The following is a 23321-nucleotide window of genomic DNA, read 5'->3' as shown; positions in this document are numbered from 1 at the left end:
GCTTCGCACAGCGGCGAGCGCAGCGAATATAGTGAGCGTCGGGGACGTTCTTCTGGAGACCACAATGATGTCGGGGCATTTGTTCTGGTGGGTCGGGGTCGGCGTGCTGGTCGTTGCCGAATTGCTGACTGGCACGTTCTATTTGCTGATGATCGCGCTCGGCTTTCTCGCAGGCGGCGTGTTGCAGCTCGCGGGCGTCGCGCCCCACGTGCAGATCGGCGCGGCCGCAGCGGTCGCGATCGTCGCGATGATCGTGCTGCGCCGTTCGGGGCTCGGGCGCAAGCAGAAGCGCGACACGTCGACGAATCCGGACGTCAATCTCGATATCGGCGCGACCGTCACGGTCGATGCGTGGCACGACGGCCGTGCGCGCGTGCAGTATCGCGGCGCCGACTGGGACGTCGAACTCGCGACCGGCGAGCGCGTCGATGCGCGCGTGTATCAGGTGCGTGCCGTTCGCGGCAACTGTCTCGTCGTCGTCGCGAAACCCGCGGGCTGATCGTCCACCGATAAAACAAGGAGGGAATATTTCATGGATTCGCTGATCGTCTGGATCGTCCTGCTCGTCATCGCCATCGTGATCGTGTCGAAGACGGTGAAGATCGTGCCGCAGCAGCATGCATGGGTGCTCGAACGCTTCGGGCGCTATCACGCGACGCTGTCGCCGGGGCTGAACATCGTGCTGCCGTTCGTCGACCGGATCGCGTACCGGCACGTGCTGAAGGAAATTCCGCTCGACGTGCCGAGCCAGGTCTGCATCACGCGCGACAACACGCAGCTGCAGGTCGACGGCGTGCTGTATTTTCAGGTGACCGATCCGATGAAGGCGTCGTACGGGTCGAGCAATTTCGTGCTCGCAATCACGCAGCTCGCGCAAACGACGCTGCGCTCGGTGGTCGGCAAGCTCGAGCTCGACAAGACCTTCGAGGAGCGTGACTTCATCAACCACAACATCGTTTCGGCGCTCGACCAGGCCGCCGCGAACTGGGGCGTGAAGGTGCTGCGCTACGAGATCAAGGACCTGACGCCGCCGAAGGAGATCCTCCATGCGATGCAGGCGCAGATCACCGCCGAGCGGGAAAAGCGTGCGCTGATCGCCGCGTCGGAAGGCCGCAAGCAGGAGCAGATCAACCTCGCATCGGGTGCGCGCGAGGCGGCGATCCAGAAGTCCGAGGGCGAGCGGCAGGCCGCGATCAATCAGGCCCAGGGCGAGGCGGCTGCAATTCTCGCGGTGGCTGAAGCGAACGCGCAGGCGATCCAGAAGATCGCAAACGCGATTCAGTCGCAGGGCGGGATGGACGCGGTGAACCTGAAGGTCGCCGAGCAATATGTCGGCGCGTTCTCGAATCTCGCGAAACAGGGCAACACGCTGATCGTGCCGGCGAACCTGTCGGACCTCGGCACCGCGATCGCGTCGGCGCTGACGATCGTCAAGAACGCGGCGCCGGCCGCGGGCGCGAAGGGCTGAATGCGGCGTACTGGTCGGCATCCTCGCGGTGGCGGCGCGGACTGGCGGTGCAGCGGCGCCGCGCCCGGCATGCGTCGAATCGTCGCGTGCCTCGGCATGAGCGCCAGTTGCATTGCCACAAGTGCGCGACGCAGACGCGCATTCGTGGCGGCGGAGAGGGACGATCCGCGTGACGCTCGCATGCATCGCACAAAGCAATACGGCCCGCTCGAAGCGGGCCGTATTGCTTTGTGATGAGGATCGTGCGTGTCAGGTGCCGGCGCGCATGATCCGCGCCTTTTCGCGTTCCCAGTCGCGCTTCTTCTCGGTTTCGCGCTTGTCGTGCAGCTTCTTGCCCTTCGCGAGCGCGATGTCGCATTTCACGCGGCCGCCCTTGTAGTGGAAGTTCAGCGGTACTAGCGTGTAGCCGCGCTGCTCGACCTTGCCGATCAGCTTCTTGATTTCCTCGCGATGCAGCAGCAGCTTGCGCGTGCGCACCGGGTCGGGCTTGATGTGCGTCGAGGCTTCGGGCAGCGGGCTGATGTGGGTGCCGATCAGGAAGATCTCGGCGTTTTTCACCACGACGTAGCCTTCCTTGATCTGGCCGCGCCCGGCGCGCAGCGCCTTGACTTCCCAGCCCTCAAGCACGAGCCCCGCCTCGTAGCGTTCCTCGATGTGATAATCGAAGTGCGCTTTCCTGTTGTCGATGATGCTCATGAAAGGATCGGGCCAACTCGTTTAAAATCACGATTTTAGCAAAGCGGGGCGGGAATCGCCCGGCTTGGCGTTCCCACCTCAAGCGATGCCGCGCGATTTATGGCAGATGTCCAGAAAACCGTATTGATCCGTCATTCGGCGGAACAGATGTTCGACCTCGTCACCGACGTGGCCGACTACCCCAATTTCCTGCCCTGGTGCGGCGGCGTCGAGATTCGACGTCAGGACGACAGCGGGATGGAAGCGCGCATCGACATCAACTTCAAGGGCATCAAGCAGCATTTCGCGACGCGCAACATCCAGCAGCGTCCGACGCGGATCGACATGGAGTTCGCGGACGGCCCGTTCAAGAAGTTCACGGGCTCGTGGCGCTTCATCCCGCTGCGCGCCGATGCATGCAAGATCGAGTTCGCGCTGCACTACGAGTTCTCGAGCATCCTGCTCGAGAAAATCATCGGGCCGGTGTTCAGCCACATCGCGAACACGTTCGTCGATTCGTTCGTGAAGCGCGCCGATCAGCGCTACGGAAAGGGGTGACGCGATGTTGTCGATCGAAGTCTGCTATGCGCTGCCGGATCGCCAGACGCTGATTCCGGTGTCGCTGCCCGAAGGCGCGACCGTGCGCGCGGCCATCGACGCGAGCGGCGTGCTCGCGCTGCACCCGGAGATCGATCTCGCGCACGTGAAGACGGGCGTATTCGGCAAGCTCGCGCCGCTCGACGCGCCGCTTGCCGACCACGACCGCGTCGAGATCTATCGTCCGTTGATCGTCGATCCGAAGCTCGCGCGCCAGCGGCGCGTCGACAAGACCCGCCGCGAAGGCTCCATCGAGGGCCGCAAGTGGATGCACAAGGACGCGCGCTGACGCGTCGCGCCCGCGCCGCACGACCTGATCCGTTCCGATTCGTCAGACCGCGCGCCCGCGCTAGTGGGCCGTGACGTTCGCGTTCGCGGGCGCGTCGCTGCGCGTGTCGCCGTGGCGGCGCACCGAGCCGTAGACGCCCGCGAGCAGCAGCGCGAGCGCCGCGATCTCCAGCATCCGGGGCATCCGATGATCGTAGACGAACGCGTAGAGCATCGCGAACACGGTCTCGAACACGATCAGTTGGCCCGACAACGTCAGCGGCAGCCGCTTCGATGCCGCATTCCACAGCCCATTGCCGAGCCACGACGCGCCGACCGCGAGCCCGAGGTTCAGCAGCCAGAACAACTGCCACCGCGATGCGGGCACGGCCGCCTGCAGCGTGCCGGCCGGCAGCGCGAGGATGACGAGCCAGCACATGCCGCCGATCGCGCCGGTCACGACACCCCACAGCACCGACCACTCGTTGCCGCCGAAATGGTGATGGCGTTGCAGGTAGCGCGCGTTCGCGACTGCGTACCAGGTCCAGCTTGCGAGCGCGCCGCACGCGCACGCGACGCCCGCGAGCTTCTGGCCGAGCGTCGTCGCGTGCGCGGCTTCCGATGTGAACAGATCGACGTTGATGCACGCGATGCCGGCGATCACAAGCGCGAGCGGGGCGGCGAGGCGCCGCAGCGGCACTGCGCCGTGGTCGCCCAGGCCCACGAGCGTGACGGTCACGGGCAGCACGCCGACGATCAGCGAACTCGGCCCAATGCCGACCAGATGCACCGCAGCGGACAGCAACATGTAGTACGCGACGTTGCCGATCAGCGCGAGCCGCGCGAGTGCGACGAGATCCTCGCGGGTCAGCCGCGCGAGCAGCGAGCGCGCGGCGGGCAGTGCCGCGGCCAGCGACACGAGGCCGTACATCGCATAGCGGCCGGCGCTCAGCAGCAGCGGCGAGAAATCGGTCAACAGCCGCGGCACGAGAAAGACCATCCCCCACAACGCGCCCGCAAGGACGCCATACACCACACCGCGCTGCATCGACCGCTCCAAACAAATGACTGACGAGCGCGCATCTTAGCGACGGCGGCGGGCTCACGTCTTGTTCATTCCTGCACTCGAAGCGGGTCGCGTTCGATCGGGCTGGGCTGATGGCGCCGTCGCGATTCAGTTTCGCTATCGGCTGGAAGCCCCCTGTCGACGATTGGCGGCTCAGCGCTCGGCCGTCGTCCGCGCTCGCGCAGGGCGGCGGACCGCGCGCAGCTTGCCGCTGTTGCCGCCACCGCAGTAGAACGTGTCGCGGCCGTCGGATTCCAGCCCTGACACGCCGACGCCGGCCGGCATGTCGAGCTGTTCGAGCACGTCGCCGGTGTGCGGGTCGATCCGCCGCAGTTCGCTTTCATCCGCTTCCCATGTGCCGTGCCACAGTTCGCCGTCGACCCACGTGACGCCGGTGACGAAGCGGTTCGATTCGATCGTGCGCAGCACGGCGCCCGATTGCGGGTCCACCTGATAAATCTTGCGCTCGCGGTACTGGCCGACCCACAGCGTGCCCTCGGCCCACGCGAGGCCGGAATCGCCGCCGCTGCCGGGTGCGGGGATCGTCGCGAGCACGCGTCCGGAGTCGGGATCGATCGTCTCGATCCGGTCCTCGACGATCTGATACAGATGACGCCCGTCGAACGCGGTGCCCGCGTGCGCGGCGACGTCGAGCGTGCGCACGGTCGCGCCGCGTTCGGGATCGAGCGCGTTCAGCTTGTCGCCGGACGCAAACCATACGTGCGTGCCGTCGAACGTGACGCCGTGCACGCCGTTGCCGCCTGGAAACGGGCCGTATTCGCGAAGGATGTCTGCGGTGGAGCGTTTCATGTTTGTCACCTCGTCGTGGGTGTACCCATCCTAATCGCCGGGCAGCGGTGCGGGGAGTAACAAGGTCGTCGCGAATCCGGGCAGCGGCGGGGTCATCCAGCGGCGCGCGCGGCCGCGTCCGAGCGCTTGCACCTTGTTCGCGCCGGCGAGCGCGTCGAGTGCGCGCTGCACGGTGCGCTGGCTCGCGTCGAGCGCGAGCGCCAGTGCGGAGCTCGACCACGCCTCGCCGTCCGCGAGCAGCGCCAGTACCGCGGCGTGACGATCGTCGACCGGGCGCGCGAGCACGACGGCTTCGCGCAGGCCGAGCGGCTCGAGCGCGAAGCCGCCGGGCGTCGCGGTGATGTTCGCGAGCGGCCGCACCATCGCGCGCAAGCGGCCGATCTCGACGCGCAGCCGCGCGCGATGCGATTCGTCCGCATGCTTCGCGCGAAACGCGGCGGCGACCAGCGCGCTTCGCGACACGTCGCCGGGCCACGCCTCGCCGAGCATGCGCGCGAGTATGAACAGCACCGGGCGGCGCGCGAGCGACACGGTCGTGCGCGCGTCGCGCACCGCGTGACGGCATGCGTCGACGATCAGCGCGTTCGACGCCAGCAGCGCCTCGACGTCGTCGAGCAACACAAGCCGCGACGTGCCGCGCGCGATCAGTCGCGCCGCCGGTGTATCGAGCACGCGCGCGGCCGTCTCGACTTCGGCCGTCAGTGCGGCGATGCCGGCGTCCCGTGCGGCTGCGCGGGCGCGGACGAGGGCCAAGCGCGCTGCGTGCGGGCGGATGCGGCGCATCGCGATTCCGGCGGCGATCAGCTCGTGCGCCGCGCGCGATGTGGCAGGCAGCGGCGCGGGATCGAGGCTCGCAAGCCGCTGCTCGGCCTCGTCGAGATGCCCGATCAACAACATTCGGCGCACGCCGAGATAGCGCGCATGCGCGGCGTTCGCGCGGTCGCCGTGCGCGTCGAGCGTCGCGCATGCGGCATCGAGCGCCCGCGACGGCCAGCCGAGATCGCGCGACGCCAGCGCGATCTCGGCTTCCGCGACCACACAGCGCGCCCGCGCGACGGCTTCCTTCGCGCCGAATGCGCGCGCCGCGCCGCGCACGAGCGTCCGTGCGCGCTCGAAGTCGCCAAGTTGCGCCATCGCGATGCCGCGCAACGCAAGCGCCGGTGCGTCGTTGCGCAGCGCGACGCGGTTCAGTGCACCGAGCGGGTCGCCCGCCGCGAGCGCCCGCGCGGCGGCCGTGATCAGCGAATCCATCCGAATCCCGACACAGTTGTCACTCCCTTCGGTTCGATGCCCGGCCCTAATCTAGCACCACGCACACGGCGGATGTGCCGTGCCCGAATCCCTGTCCGAAGGAGGACCTCGCAATGACGAACCATCTCACCGGAACACGCGACGAGTGGCTCGCGGCGCGCCGCGCGCTGCTCGATGCAGAAAAGAACTTGACGCGGCAGAGCGACGAGCTCGCGCGACGCCGGCAGGCGTTGCCGTGGGTTCGTGTCGACAAGATTTACCGGTTCGAGACCGAGAACGGCGTCGCGACGCTCGGCGATCTGTTCGAGGGCCGCTCGCAACTGCTCGTCTATCACTTCATGTTCGGCCCCGATTACAAGGCCGGTTGCCCGTCGTGCTCGGCGCTCGCCGACGGCTTCGACGGGTTTGCGGTGCATCTGGCGAACCACGACGTGACGCTCGCGGCGGTGTCGCGCGCGCCGCTCGCGAAGCTCGTCGCCTACCGGCAGCGAATGGGGTGGCGCTTTCCATGGGTGTCATCGGACGGCGGCGAATTCAACTTCGACTTCAACGTGTCGTTCACCGAAGCGCAGCAGCGCGCGGGCGACGTCGAGTACAACTATGCACGCGCCGGCCACGCGATGGACATGGAGCCGCCGCCTGCCGCCGTCGCGCAGTTCGCGGCGACCTGCGGCACCGACGCCGCCACGTATGCACGCGACCGGCCGGGAATGAGCGCGTTCGTGCGCGAGGACGGTGTCGTCTATCACACGTATTCGACGTACGCGCGCGGGCTCGACGGGCTCTGGGGGATGTATCAGTGGCTCGACCGCGCGCCGCTCGGGCGCAACGAAACGGGTGTGTGGTGGCGTCGCCATGACGAGTACGCGCGCGGCTGAGCGCAAGCCGGCCGCCGGCGGGGAGCGGGCGATGAGGACGGCGACAGACGTGGACGATGAAGCCGTCGCGAAAGCGGCAGACTGCAGTGCTACGGGCGGCGGCCGGCGGTCGTTCGGCGCCGTGCTCGGTGCGGTGTTCGCCGCCGCCGTTTGGGCGATGCTTGCGCAGCACGCTTCGATGGGCGCGCTGGCCGGAGTGCCGATGGCGGACGGCCGGACGCTGTCGGCCGGTTGGCTCACGCCATGTGGATGGCGGCCGGCACACGCATTCTTCGCATTTGCCGGCATGTGGGGCGCGATGGTCGTGACGATGATGCTGCCGGTGCTGGCGCCGGTGCTCTGGCGATATCGGCAGCGTATCGGCGTATTGAGCGGCGCGCACGCGGCATGGCGGGTCGCGGTCGTGGGCGTCGGCTATTTCTCCGTATGGATGGCGTTCGGCGCGTTGCTGTTTCCGGCCGGCACGGCGTTGGCGGCCGCGGCGGCCCGGTCGCCCGCACTGGCGGCCGCGATCCCGGTTGCCGCTGGCGCCGTCGTGTTCGGTGCGGGCGTGCTGCAGTTTTCCGGCTGGAAGATGCGGCGGCTGGCTTGCTGCCGGCACGCAGGTGGCGAACGGTGCGTGCGGCGGCCGGAGCTTGCAGCCGCGAGCGCGTGGTGGCACGGCGTGCGCGCCGCGCTGTGGTGTGCCGCCTGCTGCGGGAACCTGATGGCCGTCTCGCTGGCGGCCGGCATGACGGATCTGTGCGTGATGGCGATCGTGACCGTGGCGATTGCAGCTGAACGGCTGCCGGGCGGCGAACGCGTCGCGCGGATCGTAGGGGGCGTCGCGATCGGCGCCGGCGCGGTCATGACCGCGTGCGCGGCGGCTGCGGCGATCTAGCGCGGCTGGGACCGCGGGCGTGCGCGGCGCGGTGCCGATGCCGCAGACGGTGTTGTGGTGCCACGACACGCGGGCGGCGCCGATCCCGGCCGATTCCAGCCGATTTCGCCCGGTTGCGCGAATGGGGCGATGGCGGCGTGAAACGAAAGGCGATCGAAAACGATCCGAACGGCGATCCGAACGATTCGGCCCCTCTACGCGCGGAGACGTCTAACCCGTTGTTCGTGTTGTGAAAATTCGCGGCGCTTCGCGTATAATTCGCTTTTGCGCCCATAGGATTTGCCATGCGTCTGATCCAAAAAGCACTCACTTTCGATGACGTGCTCCTCGTTCCCGCCTTCTCCGACGTTCTCCCGCGCGACACCAGCCTGAAAACCAAGCTGACCCGCAACATCTCCCTGAACATGCCGCTCGTGTCCGCCGCGATGGACACGGTCACCGAAGGTCGCCTCGCGATCGCGATGGCGCAGCAGGGTGGGGTGGGCATCGTCCACAAGAACCTCACGCCGGCCGAGCAGGCCCGCGAGGTCGCGAAGGTCAAGCGTTTCGAATCGGGTGTCGTGCGCGACCCGATCACGGTTCCGCCGCAGATGAAGGTGCGCGACGTAATCGCGCTGTCGCGCCAGCATGGCATCTCGGGTTTCCCGGTCGTCGAAGGCCCGCAGCTCGTCGGCATCGTCACGAACCGCGACCTGCGCTTCGAGACGCGCCTCGATGAACCGGTCAAGTCGATCATGACGCCGCGCGAGCGTCTCGTTACGGTCAAGGAAGGCACGCCGCTCGCCGAAGCGAAAGCGCTGATGCACAGCCACCGCCTCGAGCGCGTGCTGGTCGTCAACGACGCGTTCGAACTGCGCGGCCTGATGACCGTCAAGGACATCACGAAGCAGACCGAACATCCGGATGCGTGCAAGGACGAACACGGCAAGCTGCGCGCGGGCGCCGCCGTCGGTGTCGGTCCGGACAACGAAGAGCGTGTCGAGCTGCTGGTGCAGGCCGGCGTCGACGTGATCGTCGTGGATACCGCGCACGGCCACAGCAAGGGCGTGCTCGAGCGCGTGCGCTGGGTCAAGCAGAACTTCCCGCACGTCGAGGTGATCGGCGGCAACATCGCGACGGCCGCGGCCGCGAAGGCGCTCGTGGAATACGGCGCGGACGCGGTCAAGGTCGGCATCGGCCCGGGCTCGATCTGCACGACGCGGATCGTCGCGGGCGTCGGCGTGCCGCAGATCAGCGCGATCGCGAACGTCGCGGAAGCGCTGAAGGGCACCGGCGTGCCGTGCATCGCCGACGGCGGCGTGCGCTTCTCGGGCGACGTGTCGAAGGCGCTCGCGGCCGGCGCGAACGCGGTGATGATGGGCAGCATGTTCGCGGGCACCGAAGAGGCGCCGGGCGACGTGTTCCTGTACCAGGGCCGCCAGTACAAGTCGTACCGCGGCATGGGTTCGGTCGGTGCGATGAAGGACGGCGCGGCGGACCGCTACTTCCAGGACAACTCGGCGAACATCGACAAGCTCGTGCCGGAAGGCATCGAAGGCCGCGTCGCGTACAAGGGCTCGGTCAACGCGATCCTGTTCCAGCTGGTCGGCGGCGTGCGGGCGAGCATGGGCTACTGCGGCTGCCGCACGATCGACGAGCTGCACGAGAAAGCCGAATTCGTTCAGATCACTGCGGCGGGCATGCGCGAGTCGCACGTGCACGACGTGCAGATCACGAAGGAAGCGCCGAACTACCACGTGGACTGATCGCCGATGAAACCGCTGTTGCGCGCCGTGCTGATCGTCGATGCCGTGCTGTTGCTGGCGTTCGGCGTGCTGTTCGTGCTGACGCCGTGGCAGGCGCTGTTCGACGCGCTGCGGCTCGCGAACATCCAGCCGGCGATGCTCGGCCAGGCGTTCGGCATTGCGCTGCTCGGGCTCGCGTGGCTCGCGTTCCATGCGGCGGTCAACGGCGACCTCACGGCGCCCGTCGCGCGCGCGGTCGGCCATGTGAACTGGCTGATCGGCGTACTGACGGTCGTATGGTCGCTCGGCACCGGCAACGGCCCCGCGCTCGCGGCCGCCGGCCGCGTGCTGTCGGCGATGGCGGGCATCGTGCTGATCGTGCTCGGGCTCGGCGGCGTGCGGCTCGCATCGGCCGTGCGGCGGCGCGAGCGGGCGGAACGCGCACAGGCGCTCGAGATTCGGGACGCGAAGCGTCCGGCCGAGCCGGTGCCGTCCGCAGCGCGGCCGCAGCGGGTCGAGCCGGCGGTCGGCCGTCCGGCGCCGGCCGCGCCGGCCACGGCAGCTCCGTCGGCAGCATCCGACCGAGCGTCAGGCAGCGTTGCGTTCGACGCGCGCCCGCCGTCGCAGGATTGACCGGCATGCGTCGCGCGAGCCGCCTGCCGCGCGCCGCCGCTGTCCATGCTTTTGACGCAGCGCTTCGTGCGCTGCTTTTCTTATCATCTTCATCCCGTCCGCAGCCATGCACGACAAAATCCTGATTCTCGACTTCGGTTCGCAAGTCACCCAACTGATCGCGCGCCGCGTGCGCGAAGCGCACGTCTACTGCGAAATCCATCCGAACGACGTGTCCGACGAGTTCGTCCGCGAGTTCGCGCCGAAGGCGGTGATCCTGTCGGGCAGCCACGCAAGCACGTACGAAGACCACCAATTGCGCGCGCCGCAGGCCGTGTGGGATCTCGGCGTGCCGGTGCTCGGCATTTGCTACGGCATGCAGACGATGGCGGTTCAGCTCGGCGGCAAGGTCGAGTGGAGCGATCACCGCGAATTCGGCTATGCGGAAATGCGTGCGCACGGCCATACGCGCCTGCTTGACGGCATCGAGGATTTCAAGACCGCCGAAGGCCACGGCATGCTCAAGGTGTGGATGAGCCACGGCGACAAGGTTGCCGAGCTGCCGCCGGGCTTCGCGCTGATGGCGTCGACGCCGAGCTGCCCGATCGCCGGCATGGCCGACGAGGCGCGCGGCTACTACGCGGTGCAGTTCCACCCGGAAGTCACGCACACGGTGAAGGGCCGCCAGATCATCGAACGCTTCGTGCTGCAGATCGCAGGCGCGAAGCCCGACTGGATCATGAAGAACCACATCGAGGAAGCCGTCGCGAAGATTCGCGAGCAGGTCGGTGACGAGGAAGTGATTCTCGGCCTGTCGGGCGGCGTCGATTCGAGCGTGGCGGCTGCGCTGATCCATCGCGCGATCGGCGACCAGCTGACCTGCGTGTTCGTCGACCACGGCCTGCTGCGCCTGAACGAAGGCAAGATGGTGCTCGACATGTTCGAGGGCCGCCTGCATGCGAAAGTCGTGCACGTCGACGCATCCGAGCAGTTCCTCGGCCATCTGGCCGGCGTGACCGATCCCGAGCAGAAGCGCAAGATCATCGGCCGCGAGTTCGTCGAGGTGTTCCAGGCCGAGGCGAAGAAGCTGTCGAAGGCGAAGTGGCTCGCGCAGGGCACCATCTATCCGGACGTGGTCGAGTCGGGCGGCACGAAGACGAAGAAGGCGACGACGATCAAGAGCCACCACAACGTCGGCGGCCTGCCGGAAACGCTCGGTCTGAAGCTGCTGGAGCCGCTGCGCGACCTGTTCAAGGACGAAGTGCGCGAACTGGGCGTCGCGCTCGGCTTGCCGCCGGAGATGGTGTACCGCCATCCGTTCCCGGGCCCGGGCCTCGGCGTGCGGATTCTCGGCGAAGTGAAGCGTGAATACGCGGACCTGCTGCGCCGTGCGGATGCGATCTTCATCGAAGAGCTGCGCGGCACGACCGCTACCGCGCAAGACGCGGCGGCGGGCCTGTGCGGCGAAACCGACGTCGGCAAGACGTGGTACGACCTGACGAGCCAGGCGTTCGCGGTATTCCTGCCGGTGAAATCGGTCGGCGTGATGGGCGATGGCCGCACGTACGACTACGTGACGTCGCTGCGTGCGGTGCAGACCACCGACTTCATGACCGCGCACTGGGCGCACCTGCCGTACGCGCTGCTCGGCCGGGCGTCGAACCGGATCATCAACGAAGTGCGCGGCATCAACCGGGTCGTGTACGACATTTCGGGCAAGCCGCCGGCGACGATCGAGTGGGAGTGATCCGGCGCCGGGCCGCGCACCGGTAGGCGGTCGCGGCGTCGAACGCTGCAAACGCCCGGCAGGGAAACCTGCCGGGCGTTTTTTTGCGCGATGCGCAGATTCGTCCGATTAATCATAATGGACGCTCGTTCATCGGCGTATTAACCATGCTGCCGTGATCCAGCTGACCTTTCCCGGCCTTGATGTGCCGCCTCCCGTTGCCGAGCACCGCTTTTTCTTCGCGGCGATGCCGGACCCGGACACTGCCGTGCGGCTCGCCGGCATCGCGCAGCGGCTCCATGGCGAGAATGCGGGCGGGCGCGGGCTGCTGCACGCCGGGCGGCTGCACGTGACGCTGTATTCGCTCGGCGATTTTGCTCGTCTGCCGGGCGCCACGCTCGCCCGCGCGTGCGCCGCGGCTCGCCGCATCGATGCGCGGTCGTTCCGCGTCACCTTCGATCAGTTAGTCAGTTTCAACGGACGGCCCGCGCATTGCCCGCTGGTGCTGACGGGCGACGCGGGGCTCGACCAATTGGTTGCGTTTCGGCAACGGCTCCGCGGTGCGCTCGGCGAAGCGGGGCTGCGCGTGTCGCGCGCGCGTTTCACGCCTCACATGACGTTGCTGTACGGGCAGCGACGGCTCGGCCGCTACAGGATTGAGCCGATTTCCTGGATCGTGTCCGAATTCGTGATGATCCACAGCTGGCTCGGCCGAACCCGCTACGACATCGTCGAGCGCTGGCCGTTGGCGGGTGCGGGGTCGTCGCGGTCATCGCCGGATTGATGCCGCGCTTTCGCATCGTTGCGGGAATCACTGCGGCGCCGGCTCCCGAGAAGCCGGCGAGAGCCCGTCGATCTGCCGGTTGTCGGCCGCACCGATGGGGCGACGAGCGGATTTTTGCGTCGGCGCACGCCGAGCGTGTCGATTTTTCGACATGTGGTGCGTCGTATCGGTATCGACGGCAGGTTGCGAACCGAGCGCGATTCGCCCTTTCGTCATCCAGCCCGCGGCAGACCGGGAGAAAGGAGATGCCAGATGCGTGATTCCCGCTACCGTTGGGTGATCGTCGCCGCGGGCGGCGTGCTGAGCTGCGTCGCGATCGGTGCGATGTTTTCGCTGCCCGTGTTTCTGCGGGCCATCGCACGCGACACCGGCTGGTCGATGACCGGCATCTCCGCCGCAATGACGCTCGGCTTCGTCGCGATGGCGTTCGCGAGCATCGGCTGGGGCAGCCTGTCGGACCGGATCGGCACGCGCGCGGTGGTCATCACGGGTGCCGTGCTGCTGTCGGCGAGCCTGGCGCTCGCGAGCCGCGCGCCATCGCTGCTCGCGTTCCAGCTGATGTTCGGGCTGGCCGTCGGCAGCGCAACGGCAGCGATCTTCGCGCCGATGATGGCGTGCGTGACCGGCTGGTTCGACACGCACCGCAGCCTCGCGGTATCGCTCGTGTCGGCGGGTATGGGGATGGCGCCGATGACGATGTCGCCGCTCGCCGCGTGGCTCGTGTCGGCGCACGGCTGGCGCACGTCGATGCTGCTGATCGCCGTGCTGGCAGCGGTTGTGATGATTCCTGCATCGTTGCTCGTGCGGCGCGCGCCCGCGCTGGATACGGCGCACGCCGAACCGGCGAACGCAGGCGGGCCGGCGGCCGTGCCGCTGTCGGCAGGCGCCGCGCTGCGCTCGCCGCAGTTCATCGTTTTGCTGCTCACCAACTTTTTCTGCTGCGCGACGCACTCGGGCCCGATTTTCCACACGGTCAGCTACGCCGTCAGCTGCGGGATTCCGCTGATCGCCGCGGTGTCGATCTACAGCGTCGAGGGGCTCGCCGGCATGGGCGGGCGGATCGCATTCGGGCTGCTGGGCGACCGCGTTGGCGCGAAGCGCATGCTGGTCGCCGGACTGCTCGCGCAGGCGCTGGGCGCGCTCGGCTACTACTTCGTACGCACGCTCGACGGCTTCTACGCGGTCGCGACGCTGTTCGGCTTCATCTATGCGGGCGTGATGCCGCTCTACGCGGTGCTCGCGCGCGAGAATTTCCCGCTGCGGATGATGGGCACCGTGATCGGCGGGTGCGCGATGGCCGGCAGCCTCGGGATGGCGGCGGGGCCGGTCGCGGGCGGGCTGATCGTCGATGCATTCGGCAGCTACGGCTGGCTTTACGTCGGATCGTTCGCGATCGGTGTCGGCGCATGCGGCGTGGCGACGATGTTCCGGCCGTTCCCGCGCGAGCGCCGGCGGCCCGTTGCCGCGTGATCGGGCCGTGGTGAGCGACGAGTTCCGCGGGGTGACGACCGCCGGTCCGGCATGACGAAACTAAAAATATCGCGCCCGACATCGCGTGCATGCGCGGCATCGAATTCGCGCGGAGCCCGCTGCGTCGCAGCACAGCGGCAAGTCGCCGCGATCGGCACGCATGCGCGGCGATTCGTGCCCTAAAAACGCAATGTCGAACATGCATTCGAAGGGCCTGTCATACGCACGTCACCCTGCTAGAATTCGCCTGCCGCATTTGCTCCGATTGACTGATGAGATTGCTTGACGCACTGGTCGAACAACGTATCGCCGCCGCCGCCGCGCGGGGCGAGTTCGACGATTTGCCGGGTACCGGCGCGCCGCAGGCGCTGGATGACGACCTGCTCGTACCCGAGGAGGTACGCGTGGCCAACCGTATCCTCAAGAATGCGGGGTTCGTGCCACCGGCCGTCGAACAACTGCGCGCGCTGCGCAACCTGCAGGACGAATTGCAGGCGGTTAGCGACCGGGCCGCACGCTGCCGGCTGCAGGCGAAGATCCTCGCGCTCGACATGGCGCTCGAATCGCTGCGTGGCGGCCCGATGGTGATGCCGCGCGATTATTGCCGGCGCATCGCGGAACGTCTGTGCGAGCGCGGGCTCGACGATGCGTCCGCCGAAGCGGGGACGATGTGAGGGCCGACACGCTGCCTGACGCGGCCGCTGCATCTGCTGTCCCTTCCGACTCTCCCGTTCCCGAGGCCGCGCCGGTGTCGGCGCGCGACGTGCATTTCATGCGGCTCGCGCAGGCCGCCGCGGAAGAGGCGCGGGCGGCCGGCGAAGTGCCGGTCGGCGCCGTGCTCGTGCGCGGCGACGAAGTAATCGCCCGCGGTTTCAATCACCCGATCGGCGGTCACGATCCGTCTGCCCACGCGGAAATGGCTGCGCTGCGCATGGCCGCGCAGCATTTGCAGAACTACCGGATGCCGGGCTGCGAGCTGTACGTGACGCTCGAGCCGTGCCTGATGTGCGCGGGCGCGATCATGCACGCACGGATCGCGCGCGTCGTCTACGGTGCCTCCGATCCGAAAACCGGCGCATGCGGGAGCGTAATCGATGCGTTCGCGAATCCGCAGCTCAATCACCATACCGAAGTGGCTGGCGGCGTGCTCGCCGACGAATGCGGTGCGGCGCTGAAGTCGTTCTTCGCCGAGCGCCGCCGCGCGCTGCGTGAGGCCCGGCTTGCCCGCGACGCCGAAGCCGGCGCGGCATGACCGTCCCGGCCGCGGCCGTGGCCCCGAGCGGGCGGCGCGTGCGCTTCGATGAACCCGTGACGGTTCAGGCCCTCTAAGCAGGTTTGACGAACCCGATACCTTCCGCCATGTCCTTCCAGTCCGCCGCGTCGTACACCATCCGCCTGCTGGCGCCGTCCGGTTATCCGCATGATCCCGACGCGATCAATCGCGCGCTGGAGCGCCTGAGCGTGGCGCAGCATCGCATCGAGAACCTCGAGGCGACGCAGCGGCGCTTCCAGCGCTTCGGCGGCACCGACGGCGAGCGTGCCGGCGACCTGAACCGTCTGGCGGACCCGGAGCGGCCGCTGCCGGACATCGCGCTCGCGGTGCGGGGCGGCTACGGGGCCGCGCGGATCCTGCACGGCCTCGACTACCGCGGGCTCGAGCGCCGGTTGCGAGACCAGCCGATCGCGCTGGTCGGGCACAGCGACTTCACCGCAATCCAGCTCGCGTTGTACGCGAAGGCGCGCATCAAGACGTTCGGCGGCCCGATGCTGTCGGCCGACTTCGGCGCGGAGACGCCAAGCGACTTCACGATGCGGCATTTCTGGCAGACGCTGTCGCAGCCGACCACGACGATCGTCGCCGACGCGCCGCAGGTGCAGACGGCGAACGTGACGGGCACGCTGTGGGGCGGCAACCTCGCGATCCTGACGTCGCTGATCGGCACGCCGTACATGCCGGACATCGACGGCGGCATCCTGTTCATCGAGGACGTGAACGAGCAGCCGTTCCGGATCGAACGCATGATTTACCAGCTGCACCTGTCGGGGCTGCTTGCGCGCCAGCAGGCGCTCGTGCTCGGGCAGTTCACGGGTGCCCGGCCGTTCGAGTACGACAACGGCTACGACATGCAGGCGATGATCGACCAGGTGCGCTCGGTGGTCGGAATTCCCGTCGTCACGGGGCTGCAGTTCGGTCATGTGCCCGATCTGCTGACGCTGCCGTTCGGCGCCCAAGCGCAGCTCGTCGCGAACGCGCACGGTTTCCGGCTGACGCTGTCGGACTATCCGCATCTCGGTTGAGCCGGATTGGCGGATACCATCGAAAGGCGGGACTTCCGCCTTTTTCTTCAATACGATACGCAACTAACGGTCCAAAATTTCGATCCATCCAAACTGGGTCGACTTCGTGGTGTGCACCAATTTTGTCAACAAAATAACGGGCGGGTATACACCATGAACGGCCATGGACAAGCATCAAAGGCTTGTCGTGCCTGGATTTCGTGCATTGCGCACCCATTTCGTACGACCGGATGCACGCTGATTGTGCGCAATAAGCCAAAAGAATTGTTGACAATCTTTATGTCCGTCCTAGGATGAGGACCATCACACGAGGCATAACATGAACGCGCCCGATTCCCCTCCGTCCGGCACGCCCGGCCCCGAAGCGATCGCCGAGCGGATCCGCACCGCGATCCTCGAGCATCGGCTCGCGCCCGGCGCGAAGCTGACGGAGGCGCAGCTCTGCGAAGTATTCGGCGTGAAGCGCGGGACAATCCGGCAGGCACTCGCGCAGCTCGCGACCGACAAGCTGGTCGATCTCGAACCGAACCGCGGTGCGTTCGTCGCGAGTCCGACGCTGCAGGATGTGCACGAGGTGTTCGAGATGCGCCGGATCATCGAACTGGCCGTCGTCGAGCGGCTCGCGACAGGGCCGGGCGCGAAGCGGCTGAAGGGCGTCGCCGCGTTGATCGAAAAGGAACGTCGCGCGTTCGAGCGGCACGACTTCGCGGCGTGGATCCGCCTGTCGGGCGAATTCCACACGGCGCTCGCCGCGCTGGTCGGCAATGCGACGCTCTGCGAGTGCCTCGACGGGCTCGTCGCACGCTCGACGCTGATGTCGGCACTGTACGAATCGCACGGCCGCAGTCCGTGCTCGTTCGACGATCACAACGAGATCCTGGCCGCGCTGGAAGCGGGGGACGCGAAGCGGGCGGCGGCGCTGATGGCGCACCACCTGCAGCATGTCGAACTGAAGATGCTGGACCGGCCCGCGCAAGGGCAGGTCGATTTGCGCGAGGTGTTCGGCGGCGCCTGAGCGGCGACGCGAACCGGCCGCGCGCCACACGACAAGAGCAATCCAGGCCGGCGGTTTGCGCCGCCGGCCGCCAGTCCGACTCCGGGCGACGATCCGGAGCGATATCGATGACGGTGGAGCGGCCGCACGGCCGCATCAAGGAGAAGTCATGGCTCAGTTCAGTGTGGCGCACGACAGCGCGTATCCGGCGGAAGAAGGCGGCGAGGGCGGCGGCCCCGCGTTGCCGGACGGTTACAGTCCACGTCTGTACAACGAAGATTTGGCACCCCTGAAGAATCAGACATGGGGGGCATACAACATCTTCGCGTTCTGGATGTCGGACGTGCACAGCGTCGGCGGGTACGTGTTCGCGGGCAGCCTGTTCGCACTCGGTCTGACAAGCTGGCAGGTGTTGATCGCGCTGATCGTCGGCATCACGATCGTGAACCGCCTGTGCAACCTGATCGCGCGGCCGAGCCAGCAAATCGGCGTGCCTTATCCGGTCGCATGCCGCGCAACCTTCGGCGTGCTCGGCGCGAACGTGCCGGCCGTGATTCGCGGGTTGATCGCGATCGCGTGGTACGGCATCCAGACCTATCTCGCGTCCAGCGCGCTCGTGATCGTCGTGCTGAAGTTCTTTCCGCAATGGATGCCTTACGCGGACGTCCATCGCTACGGCTTTCTCGGGTTGTCGGCGCTCGGGTGGGCCGGCTTCATGCTGCTGTGGGTGCTGCAGGCATTCGTGTTCTGGAACGGGATGGAGACGATCAAGAAGTTCATCGACTTCGCCGGGCCGGCAGTCTACGTCGTGATGTTCATGCTGGCGGGCTACATGGTGTGGCGTGCGGGCTGGCGCAACATCGGGATCAACCTCGGCGGCGTCAAATATCACGGCGCGGAAGTGATTCCGGTGATGATCACGGCCGTATCGCTCGTCGTGTCGTATTTCTCGGGGCCGATGCTGAATTTCGGCGACTTCTCGCGCTACTGCCGCACGTTCGGCGACGTGAAGCGCGGCAATTTCTGGGGGCTGCCGGTCAACTTCCTCGCGTTCTCGCTCGTCACGGTGATCACCACGGCCGCGACGCTGCCGGTATTCGGAGAACTGATCACCGATCCCGTCGCGACGGTCGGCCGCATCGACCATCCGACCGCCGTGATCCTCGGCGCGCTGACCTTCACGATCGCGACGATCGGCATCAACATCGTCGCGAACTTCGTGTCGCCCGCGTTCGATTTCTCGAACGTCGCACCGCGGCTGATCAGCTGGCGCGCGGGCGGCATGCTCGCGGCCGTCGCGTCGATCTTCATCACGCCGTGGAACCTGTTCAACAATCCGGCGGTGATCCACTACACGCTCGACGTGCTCGGCGCGTTCATCGGCCCGCTGTACGGCGTGCTGATCGCCGACTTCTATCTCGTGAAGCGGGGCCGCCTCGTGCGCGACGACCTGTACACGATGTCGGAGAGCGGCAGCTACTGGTACACGGGCGGCGTGAACCGCCGCGCGCTCGCCGCGCTGTTGCCGGCCGCGGTGATTGCCGTGATCTGCGTGATGATGCCGGGCTGGGAGGCGCTCGCGAACTTCTCGTGGTTCATCGGCGCGGCGCTCGGTTTCGCGTTCTACCGGCTGCTCGTTAGCACGAAGTCGTGAGGAGCGCGCGATGAAGATCAAGCTGATCAATCCGAATACGACGCAGCGGATGACCGATGCGATGGGCCGCTGCGCGCGCGAGGTCGCGGCCGCGGGCACGGCGATCGTCGCGGTGAGCCCGCCGATGGGGCCGCCGTCGATCGAAGGCTATTACGACGAGGCGCTCGCGACGCCCGGGCTGCTCGCCGAGATCGCGCAGGGCGAGCGTGACGGCTTCGATGCGTACGTGATTGCGTGTTTCGGCGATCCCGGACTGTACGCGGCGCGCGAGGTCGCCCGCGGGCCCGTGATCGGGATCGCGGAGGCGGCGATGCACGCGGCGAGCGTGCTCGCGCCGGGCTTCTCGGTCGTCACGACGCTTGCGCGCACCTGCGGGATGGCGTGGCATCTCGCCGAACGCTACGGGATGAAGCGGTTCTGCCGCAACGTACGCGCGACCGACGTCGCGGTGCTCGAGCTCGACCGGCCAGGTTCGGCCGCACGGCGGATCATCGTCGACGAATGCCGGCGCGCGCTCGACGAGGACGGCGCCGACGCGATCGTGCTCGGCTGCGCGGGGATGGCCGAATTCGCGCACGAGATCGAGCAGCAGATCGGCGCGCCGGTGGTCGAGGGCGTCACGGCAGCCGTGAAATGGGCCGAGGCGCTCGTGTCGCTGCGCCTCGCGACCGCGAAGCGCGGCGATTATGCGCGGCCGCTGCCGAAGCGCTATGACGGCGAATTCGCACGCTTCAGCCCGCCGGACGACGCGTCGGCAGCCGTGCCGCCGGACGCCGCCGCGCGCAACGGCAACGGCGTGGGGGAACCCGGGCCGGATTTGCCGCAGCCGCACATACACTCCGTCTGACACGCACTATCTGCGCGGCTGTATGGGCGCGTATGAACCTTTTCGCTACACTGGGCCGTCATCGCATCGGCCCGCGCGGCCGGCCTCCGGCGCCTGCGCCGGCCGATGCGAACCCATTATTTCAGCGCGCTTTCGCCGCATTTCGAACCCATGTCACTCGATCCCAACTATCCTCGCGACCTGATCGGCTACGGCCGCCATCCCGTGCAGGCGAACTGGCCCGGGCGCGCCCGTGTTGCCGTGCAATTCGTGCTGAATTACGAGGAGGGCGGCGAGAACTGCGTGCTGCACGGCGATCCGGGCTCCGAACAGTTCCTGTCCGAAATCGTCGGCGCGGCCGCGTATCCAGACCGCCACATGAGCATGGAATCGATCTACGAGTACGGGTCGCGTGCGGGCGTGTGGCGCATCCTGCGCGAATTCGAGAAGCGCGGGCTGCCGCTGACGGTGTTCGGTGTCGGCATGGCGATCGAACGTCATCCGGAGCTTGCGCGTGCGTTCGTCGAACTCGGTCACGAGATCGCGTGCCACGGCTGGCGCTGGATTCACTACCAGAGCATGACGCCCGAGCTCGAGGCCGAGCACATGCGACTCGGGATGGAAGCGATCGAGCGCGTGACGGGCGAGCGTCCGCTCGGCTGGTACACCGGCCGCGACAGCCCTAACACGCATCGTCTCGTCGCCGAATACGGCGGCTTCCTGTACGACTCCGACAACTACGGCGACGATCTGCCGTTCTGGATGGACGTCGAAGTGTCGGGCGGCGGTACGACGCCGCAGCTGATCGTGCCGTACACGCTCGACACGAACGACATGCGCTTCGCGACGCCGCAGGGCTTCAACACGGGCGATCACTTCTTCCAGTATCTGCGCGACGCGTTCGACGTGCTGTACGCGGAGGGCGACGATGCGCCGAAGATGCTGTCGATCGGCATGCACTGCCGGCTGCTGGGCCGGCCTGGGCGTTTCCGCGGGCTGCAGCGTTTCCTCGATCACATCGAGAAGCACGATCGCGTATGGGTGACGCGCCGTGTCGATATCGCGCGTCACTGGCGCGAACATCATCCGTATCAGCCCAATCATCGAAACGAAGGGAAAGCATGAAGGCGATGCGTTACACGTTGGAGCAACTGAACACGATGGCGCCGGGCGCATTCGTCGCGGCGCTGTCCGGGATCTTCGAACATTCGCCGTGGGTGGCCGAGGTTGCGGCGGGCAAGCGGCCGTTCGCGAGCATCGACGCGCTGCACCGGACGATGTCGGACGCGGTCGAAACCGCAGGCGACGCGCGCCAGCTCGCGCTGATCAACGCCCACCCGGAACTGGCCGGCAAGGCCGCGGTGCGCGGCGAGCTGACGGCCGAGTCGACGCGCGAGCAGAGCGGCGCGGGCCTCGACCAGTGCACGCAGGAAGAGTTCGACAAGCTGTTGACGCTGAACCGCACGTATCGCGAGAAATTCGGTTTCCCGTTCATCCTCGCGGTGCGCGGCTACGACCGCCACGGCATCATCGCGAACTTCGAGTCGCGCGTGAATCATTCGCGCGACGAGGAATTGCGCGCCAGCCTCGACCAGATCTACCGGATCGCACGCTTTCGCCTCGACGACCTGATCGACGCGTGACACCGCAACGCGGGCTGCTGCGTCGCAGCGGCCCGATCGCATCACTGAAACAAGGAAACATCATGGCTGTTCCGCTTCTCGATCCCGATGCCCCCGATTTCACGCGGCGCTACGTGAACCTTGCCGACCCGCGTCTCGGCGCGCAGGCGCTCGAGGCGAGCGACGACTTCTTCGCGCCGAAGGAGCGGATGCTGAACCCGGAGCCGGCGGTGTTCATCCCGGGCAAGTACGACGACCATGGCAAGTGGATGGACGGCTGGGAGACGCGCCGCAAGCGGACGACGGGCTACGACTGGTGCATCGTCAAGCTCGCGCGGCCGGGCGTGATCAAGGGTTTCGACATCGACACGAGCCATTTCACCGGCAACTTCCCCCCGGCCGCATCGGTCGAGGCCGCTTTCGTGGCCGACGGCGCGCCGACGCACGCGACCGAGTGGGTCGAGATCGTGCCGTCGACGACGCTGCAGGGCAACAGCCATCACTACGTCGCGGCAAGCGACGCACGTGCGTTCACGCATCTGCGCGTGAACATCTACCCGGACGGCGGCATCGCGCGCCTGCGCGTGTACGGTCAGCCGCAACTCGACTGGGCGGGCGCGAGCGCGACCGAGCTGTTCGACCTCGCAGCGATGGAAAACGGCGGCTACGTGGTGGCCGCGAACAACCAGCACTTCGGCGTCGCGTCGAACCTGCTGCTGCCCGGCCGCGGCGTGAACATGGGCGACGGCTGGGAAACGCGCCGCCGCCGCGAACCGGGCAACGACTGGGCGATCATCGCGCTCGCGCAGCCGGGCGTGATCCGCAAGATCGAAGTCGATACCGCGTTCTTCAAGGGCAACTATCCGGACCGCTGCTCGATCCAGGCGGCGTATGTGTCCGGCGGCACCGACACCTCGCTGATTACGCAATCGATGTTCTGGCCGGTGCTGCTCGGCGAGCAGAAGCTCCAGATGGACAAGCAGCATTACTTCGAACAGGACATCGCATCGCTGGGCCCGGTGACCCACGTGCGCCTGAACATCATTCCGGACGGCGGCGTGTCGCGCTTGCGTCTGTGGGGGACGCTGGACAAATGAAGACGCTTGCAATCGAACCGCTGACCAAAGCAGCATTCGCACCGTTCGGCGACGTGATCGAGACCGAAGGCGCGAAGCAGATTCCGATCAATCTCGGCACGACGACCCGCTTTCACGATCTCGCGAACGTCGACGTGGCGGATGAAAACGGCCGCACGCTCATCAACCTGTTCCGCGGCCAGCCGCGCACGCTGCCGTTCGAAGTGAAGATGCTCGAGCGCCATCCGCTTGGCAGCCAGGCGTTCGTGCCGCTGAACGACCAGCCGTATCTGGTCGTCGTCGCGCCCGCCGGCGATCTCGATCCTTCGAAGATTCGCGCGTTCGTGACGAGCGGGTGGCAGGGCGTCAACTACGCGAAGGGCGTGTGGCATCACCCGTTGATCGCGCTGGGCGGCGTCAGCGACTTCATCGTCGTCGATCGCGGCGGCGACGGGTTGAACCTGAACGAGCAGGACCTGCCTGAATCGCTGTGGCTCACCGAGGACGCGCTCGATGCAGTGACGGCCTGAGTTTGAACCTGCGTTGTCCGGCGAGCCCGCGCATGATGCGCGGGCTTTGTTCGTTTTGGGGCCGCGCGCCGAGACTTGGCATATTCCGTATCGTTGGTTCGCCGCGAAGGCCG

25 protein-coding genes are annotated in these 23321 nt (G+C 67.3%); 21 read left to right on the top strand and 4 right to left on the bottom strand.

Features of this window, described 5'->3' with window-relative positions; all coding sequences use genetic code 11:
* Window positions 1–64: 64 nt before the first annotated feature.
* Together KDW55_RS15495 and KDW55_RS15490 are read left to right on the top strand one after the other, a co-directional pair.
* A complete protein-coding gene (locus KDW55_RS15495) occupies window positions 65–499 on the top strand; it encodes an NfeD family protein (RefSeq protein ID WP_040144472.1) in 435 nt (144 codons plus the stop codon).
* A 33-nt stretch (window positions 500–532) separates the two neighbouring features.
* Window positions 533–1468, top strand: a complete 936-nt coding sequence (locus KDW55_RS15490) for an SPFH domain-containing protein (RefSeq protein WP_059547730.1) — start codon at window positions 533–535, stop codon at window positions 1466–1468.
* A gap of 249 nt (window positions 1469–1717) precedes the next feature.
* Here the strand turns inward: KDW55_RS15490 and smpB are convergent, their stop codons facing one another.
* Window positions 1718–2164, bottom strand: a complete 447-nt coding sequence (gene smpB / locus KDW55_RS15485) for an SsrA-binding protein SmpB (protein ID WP_006478511.1) — start codon at window positions 2162–2164, stop codon at window positions 1718–1720.
* Between the two features lie 99 nt (window positions 2165–2263).
* Between smpB and KDW55_RS15480 the strand changes: the two genes are divergently transcribed.
* Window positions 2264–2701, top strand: coding sequence for a type II toxin-antitoxin system RatA family toxin (locus tag KDW55_RS15480; RefSeq protein ID WP_040144470.1), 438 nt, complete (start codon window positions 2264–2266; stop codon window positions 2699–2701).
* 4 nt (window positions 2702–2705) lie between these two features.
* Entirely contained in the window at window positions 2706–3029 is a 324-nt protein-coding gene (locus tag KDW55_RS15475) for an RnfH family protein (RefSeq protein WP_040144469.1), read from the top strand.
* Between the two features lie 60 nt (window positions 3030–3089).
* Here the strand turns inward: KDW55_RS15475 and KDW55_RS15470 are convergent, their stop codons facing one another.
* The 3 genes from KDW55_RS15470 to KDW55_RS15460 form a co-directional block, all read right to left on the bottom strand.
* Complete coding sequence (locus tag KDW55_RS15470; protein WP_069241506.1) at window positions 3090–4055, bottom strand: DMT family transporter; 966 nt, start codon at window positions 4053–4055, stop codon at window positions 3090–3092.
* A 171-nt stretch (window positions 4056–4226) separates the two neighbouring features.
* A complete protein-coding gene (locus tag KDW55_RS15465; RefSeq protein ID WP_069241505.1) occupies window positions 4227–4883 on the bottom strand; it encodes a glutamine cyclotransferase in 657 nt (218 codons plus the stop codon).
* A 30-nt stretch (window positions 4884–4913) separates the two neighbouring features.
* Entirely contained in the window at window positions 4914–6134 is a 1221-nt protein-coding gene (locus KDW55_RS15460; protein ID WP_212160218.1) for a helix-turn-helix domain-containing protein, read from the bottom strand.
* 113 nt (window positions 6135–6247) lie between these two features.
* Between KDW55_RS15460 and KDW55_RS15455 the strand changes: the two genes are divergently transcribed.
* The 17 genes from KDW55_RS15455 to KDW55_RS15375 all read left to right on the top strand — a co-directional run bounded on the left by KDW55_RS15455 (window position 6248) and on the right by KDW55_RS15375 (window position 23208).
* Window positions 6248–7012, top strand: coding sequence for a DUF899 domain-containing protein (locus KDW55_RS15455; protein WP_069241503.1), 765 nt, complete (start codon window positions 6248–6250; stop codon window positions 7010–7012).
* A gap of 31 nt (window positions 7013–7043) precedes the next feature.
* Window positions 7044–7892, top strand: coding sequence for a DUF2182 domain-containing protein (locus tag KDW55_RS15450; RefSeq protein ID WP_069241970.1), 849 nt, complete (start codon window positions 7044–7046; stop codon window positions 7890–7892).
* A gap of 284 nt (window positions 7893–8176) precedes the next feature.
* Window positions 8177–9637 (top strand): IMP dehydrogenase, encoded by a 1461-nt coding sequence (gene guaB / locus KDW55_RS15445; RefSeq protein WP_034207642.1) that lies wholly within the window; start codon window positions 8177–8179, stop codon window positions 9635–9637.
* A gap of 6 nt (window positions 9638–9643) precedes the next feature.
* Window positions 9644–10249, top strand: a complete 606-nt coding sequence (locus tag KDW55_RS15440) for a hypothetical protein (protein WP_069241502.1) — start codon at window positions 9644–9646, stop codon at window positions 10247–10249.
* A 106-nt stretch (window positions 10250–10355) separates the two neighbouring features.
* Window positions 10356–11975, top strand: a complete 1620-nt coding sequence (gene guaA / locus KDW55_RS15435) for a glutamine-hydrolyzing GMP synthase (protein WP_212160215.1) — start codon at window positions 10356–10358, stop codon at window positions 11973–11975.
* A 154-nt stretch (window positions 11976–12129) separates the two neighbouring features.
* Window positions 12130–12738, top strand: a complete 609-nt coding sequence (locus tag KDW55_RS15430; RefSeq protein ID WP_212160214.1) for a 2'-5' RNA ligase family protein — start codon at window positions 12130–12132, stop codon at window positions 12736–12738.
* Window positions 12739–12990: 252 nt separating this feature from the next.
* A complete protein-coding gene (locus KDW55_RS15425) occupies window positions 12991–14208 on the top strand; it encodes an MFS transporter (RefSeq protein ID WP_212160213.1) in 1218 nt (405 codons plus the stop codon).
* Between the two features lie 272 nt (window positions 14209–14480).
* A complete protein-coding gene (locus tag KDW55_RS15420) occupies window positions 14481–14882 on the top strand; it encodes a DnaJ family domain-containing protein (protein WP_040144459.1) in 402 nt (133 codons plus the stop codon).
* Window positions 14879–15460, top strand: a complete 582-nt coding sequence (tadA, locus tag KDW55_RS15415) for a tRNA adenosine(34) deaminase TadA (RefSeq protein WP_212160212.1) — start codon at window positions 14879–14881, stop codon at window positions 15458–15460. Before KDW55_RS15420 ends, tadA begins: the two co-directional genes overlap by 4 nt.
* 107 nt (window positions 15461–15567) lie before the next feature.
* Window positions 15568–16506 (top strand): muramoyltetrapeptide carboxypeptidase, encoded by a 939-nt coding sequence (ldcA, locus tag KDW55_RS15410; RefSeq protein WP_040144458.1) that lies wholly within the window; start codon window positions 15568–15570, stop codon window positions 16504–16506.
* Between the two features lie 319 nt (window positions 16507–16825).
* Window positions 16826–17521 (top strand): GntR family transcriptional regulator, encoded by a 696-nt coding sequence (locus KDW55_RS15405; RefSeq protein WP_212160211.1) that lies wholly within the window; start codon window positions 16826–16828, stop codon window positions 17519–17521.
* Between the two features lie 148 nt (window positions 17522–17669).
* Window positions 17670–19154 (top strand): NCS1 family nucleobase:cation symporter-1, encoded by a 1485-nt coding sequence (locus tag KDW55_RS15400; protein ID WP_212160210.1) that lies wholly within the window; start codon window positions 17670–17672, stop codon window positions 19152–19154.
* Between the two features lie 10 nt (window positions 19155–19164).
* Complete coding sequence (locus KDW55_RS15395) at window positions 19165–20001, top strand: aspartate/glutamate racemase family protein (protein ID WP_212160209.1); 837 nt, start codon at window positions 19165–19167, stop codon at window positions 19999–20001.
* Between the two features lie 150 nt (window positions 20002–20151).
* Window positions 20152–21105: an allantoinase PuuE gene (gene puuE, locus KDW55_RS15390; protein WP_040144454.1), complete on the top strand. Its 954-nt coding sequence runs from the start codon at window positions 20152–20154 to the stop codon at window positions 21103–21105.
* Complete coding sequence (gene uraD, locus KDW55_RS15385) at window positions 21102–21623, top strand: 2-oxo-4-hydroxy-4-carboxy-5-ureidoimidazoline decarboxylase (protein ID WP_040144453.1); 522 nt, start codon at window positions 21102–21104, stop codon at window positions 21621–21623. The genes puuE and uraD overlap by 4 nt, the downstream gene beginning before the upstream one ends.
* Before the next feature lie 62 nt (window positions 21624–21685).
* Entirely contained in the window at window positions 21686–22699 is a 1014-nt protein-coding gene (alc, locus tag KDW55_RS15380) for an allantoicase (protein ID WP_069241499.1), read from the top strand.
* Window positions 22696–23208, top strand: a complete 513-nt coding sequence (locus KDW55_RS15375; RefSeq protein WP_040144451.1) for an ureidoglycolate lyase — start codon at window positions 22696–22698, stop codon at window positions 23206–23208. The genes alc and KDW55_RS15375 overlap by 4 nt, the downstream gene beginning before the upstream one ends.
* The last annotated feature ends 113 nt before the right edge of the window (window positions 23209–23321 follow it).

The sequence above is a fragment of the Burkholderia sp. AU19243 genome (assembly GCF_018148075.1).
Classification (GTDB): Bacteria; Pseudomonadota; Gammaproteobacteria; order Burkholderiales; family Burkholderiaceae; genus Burkholderia; species Burkholderia latens_A.
Note: the sequence above shows the minus strand (reverse complement) of the source record. Positions and strands in the feature narration are given on the sequence as shown.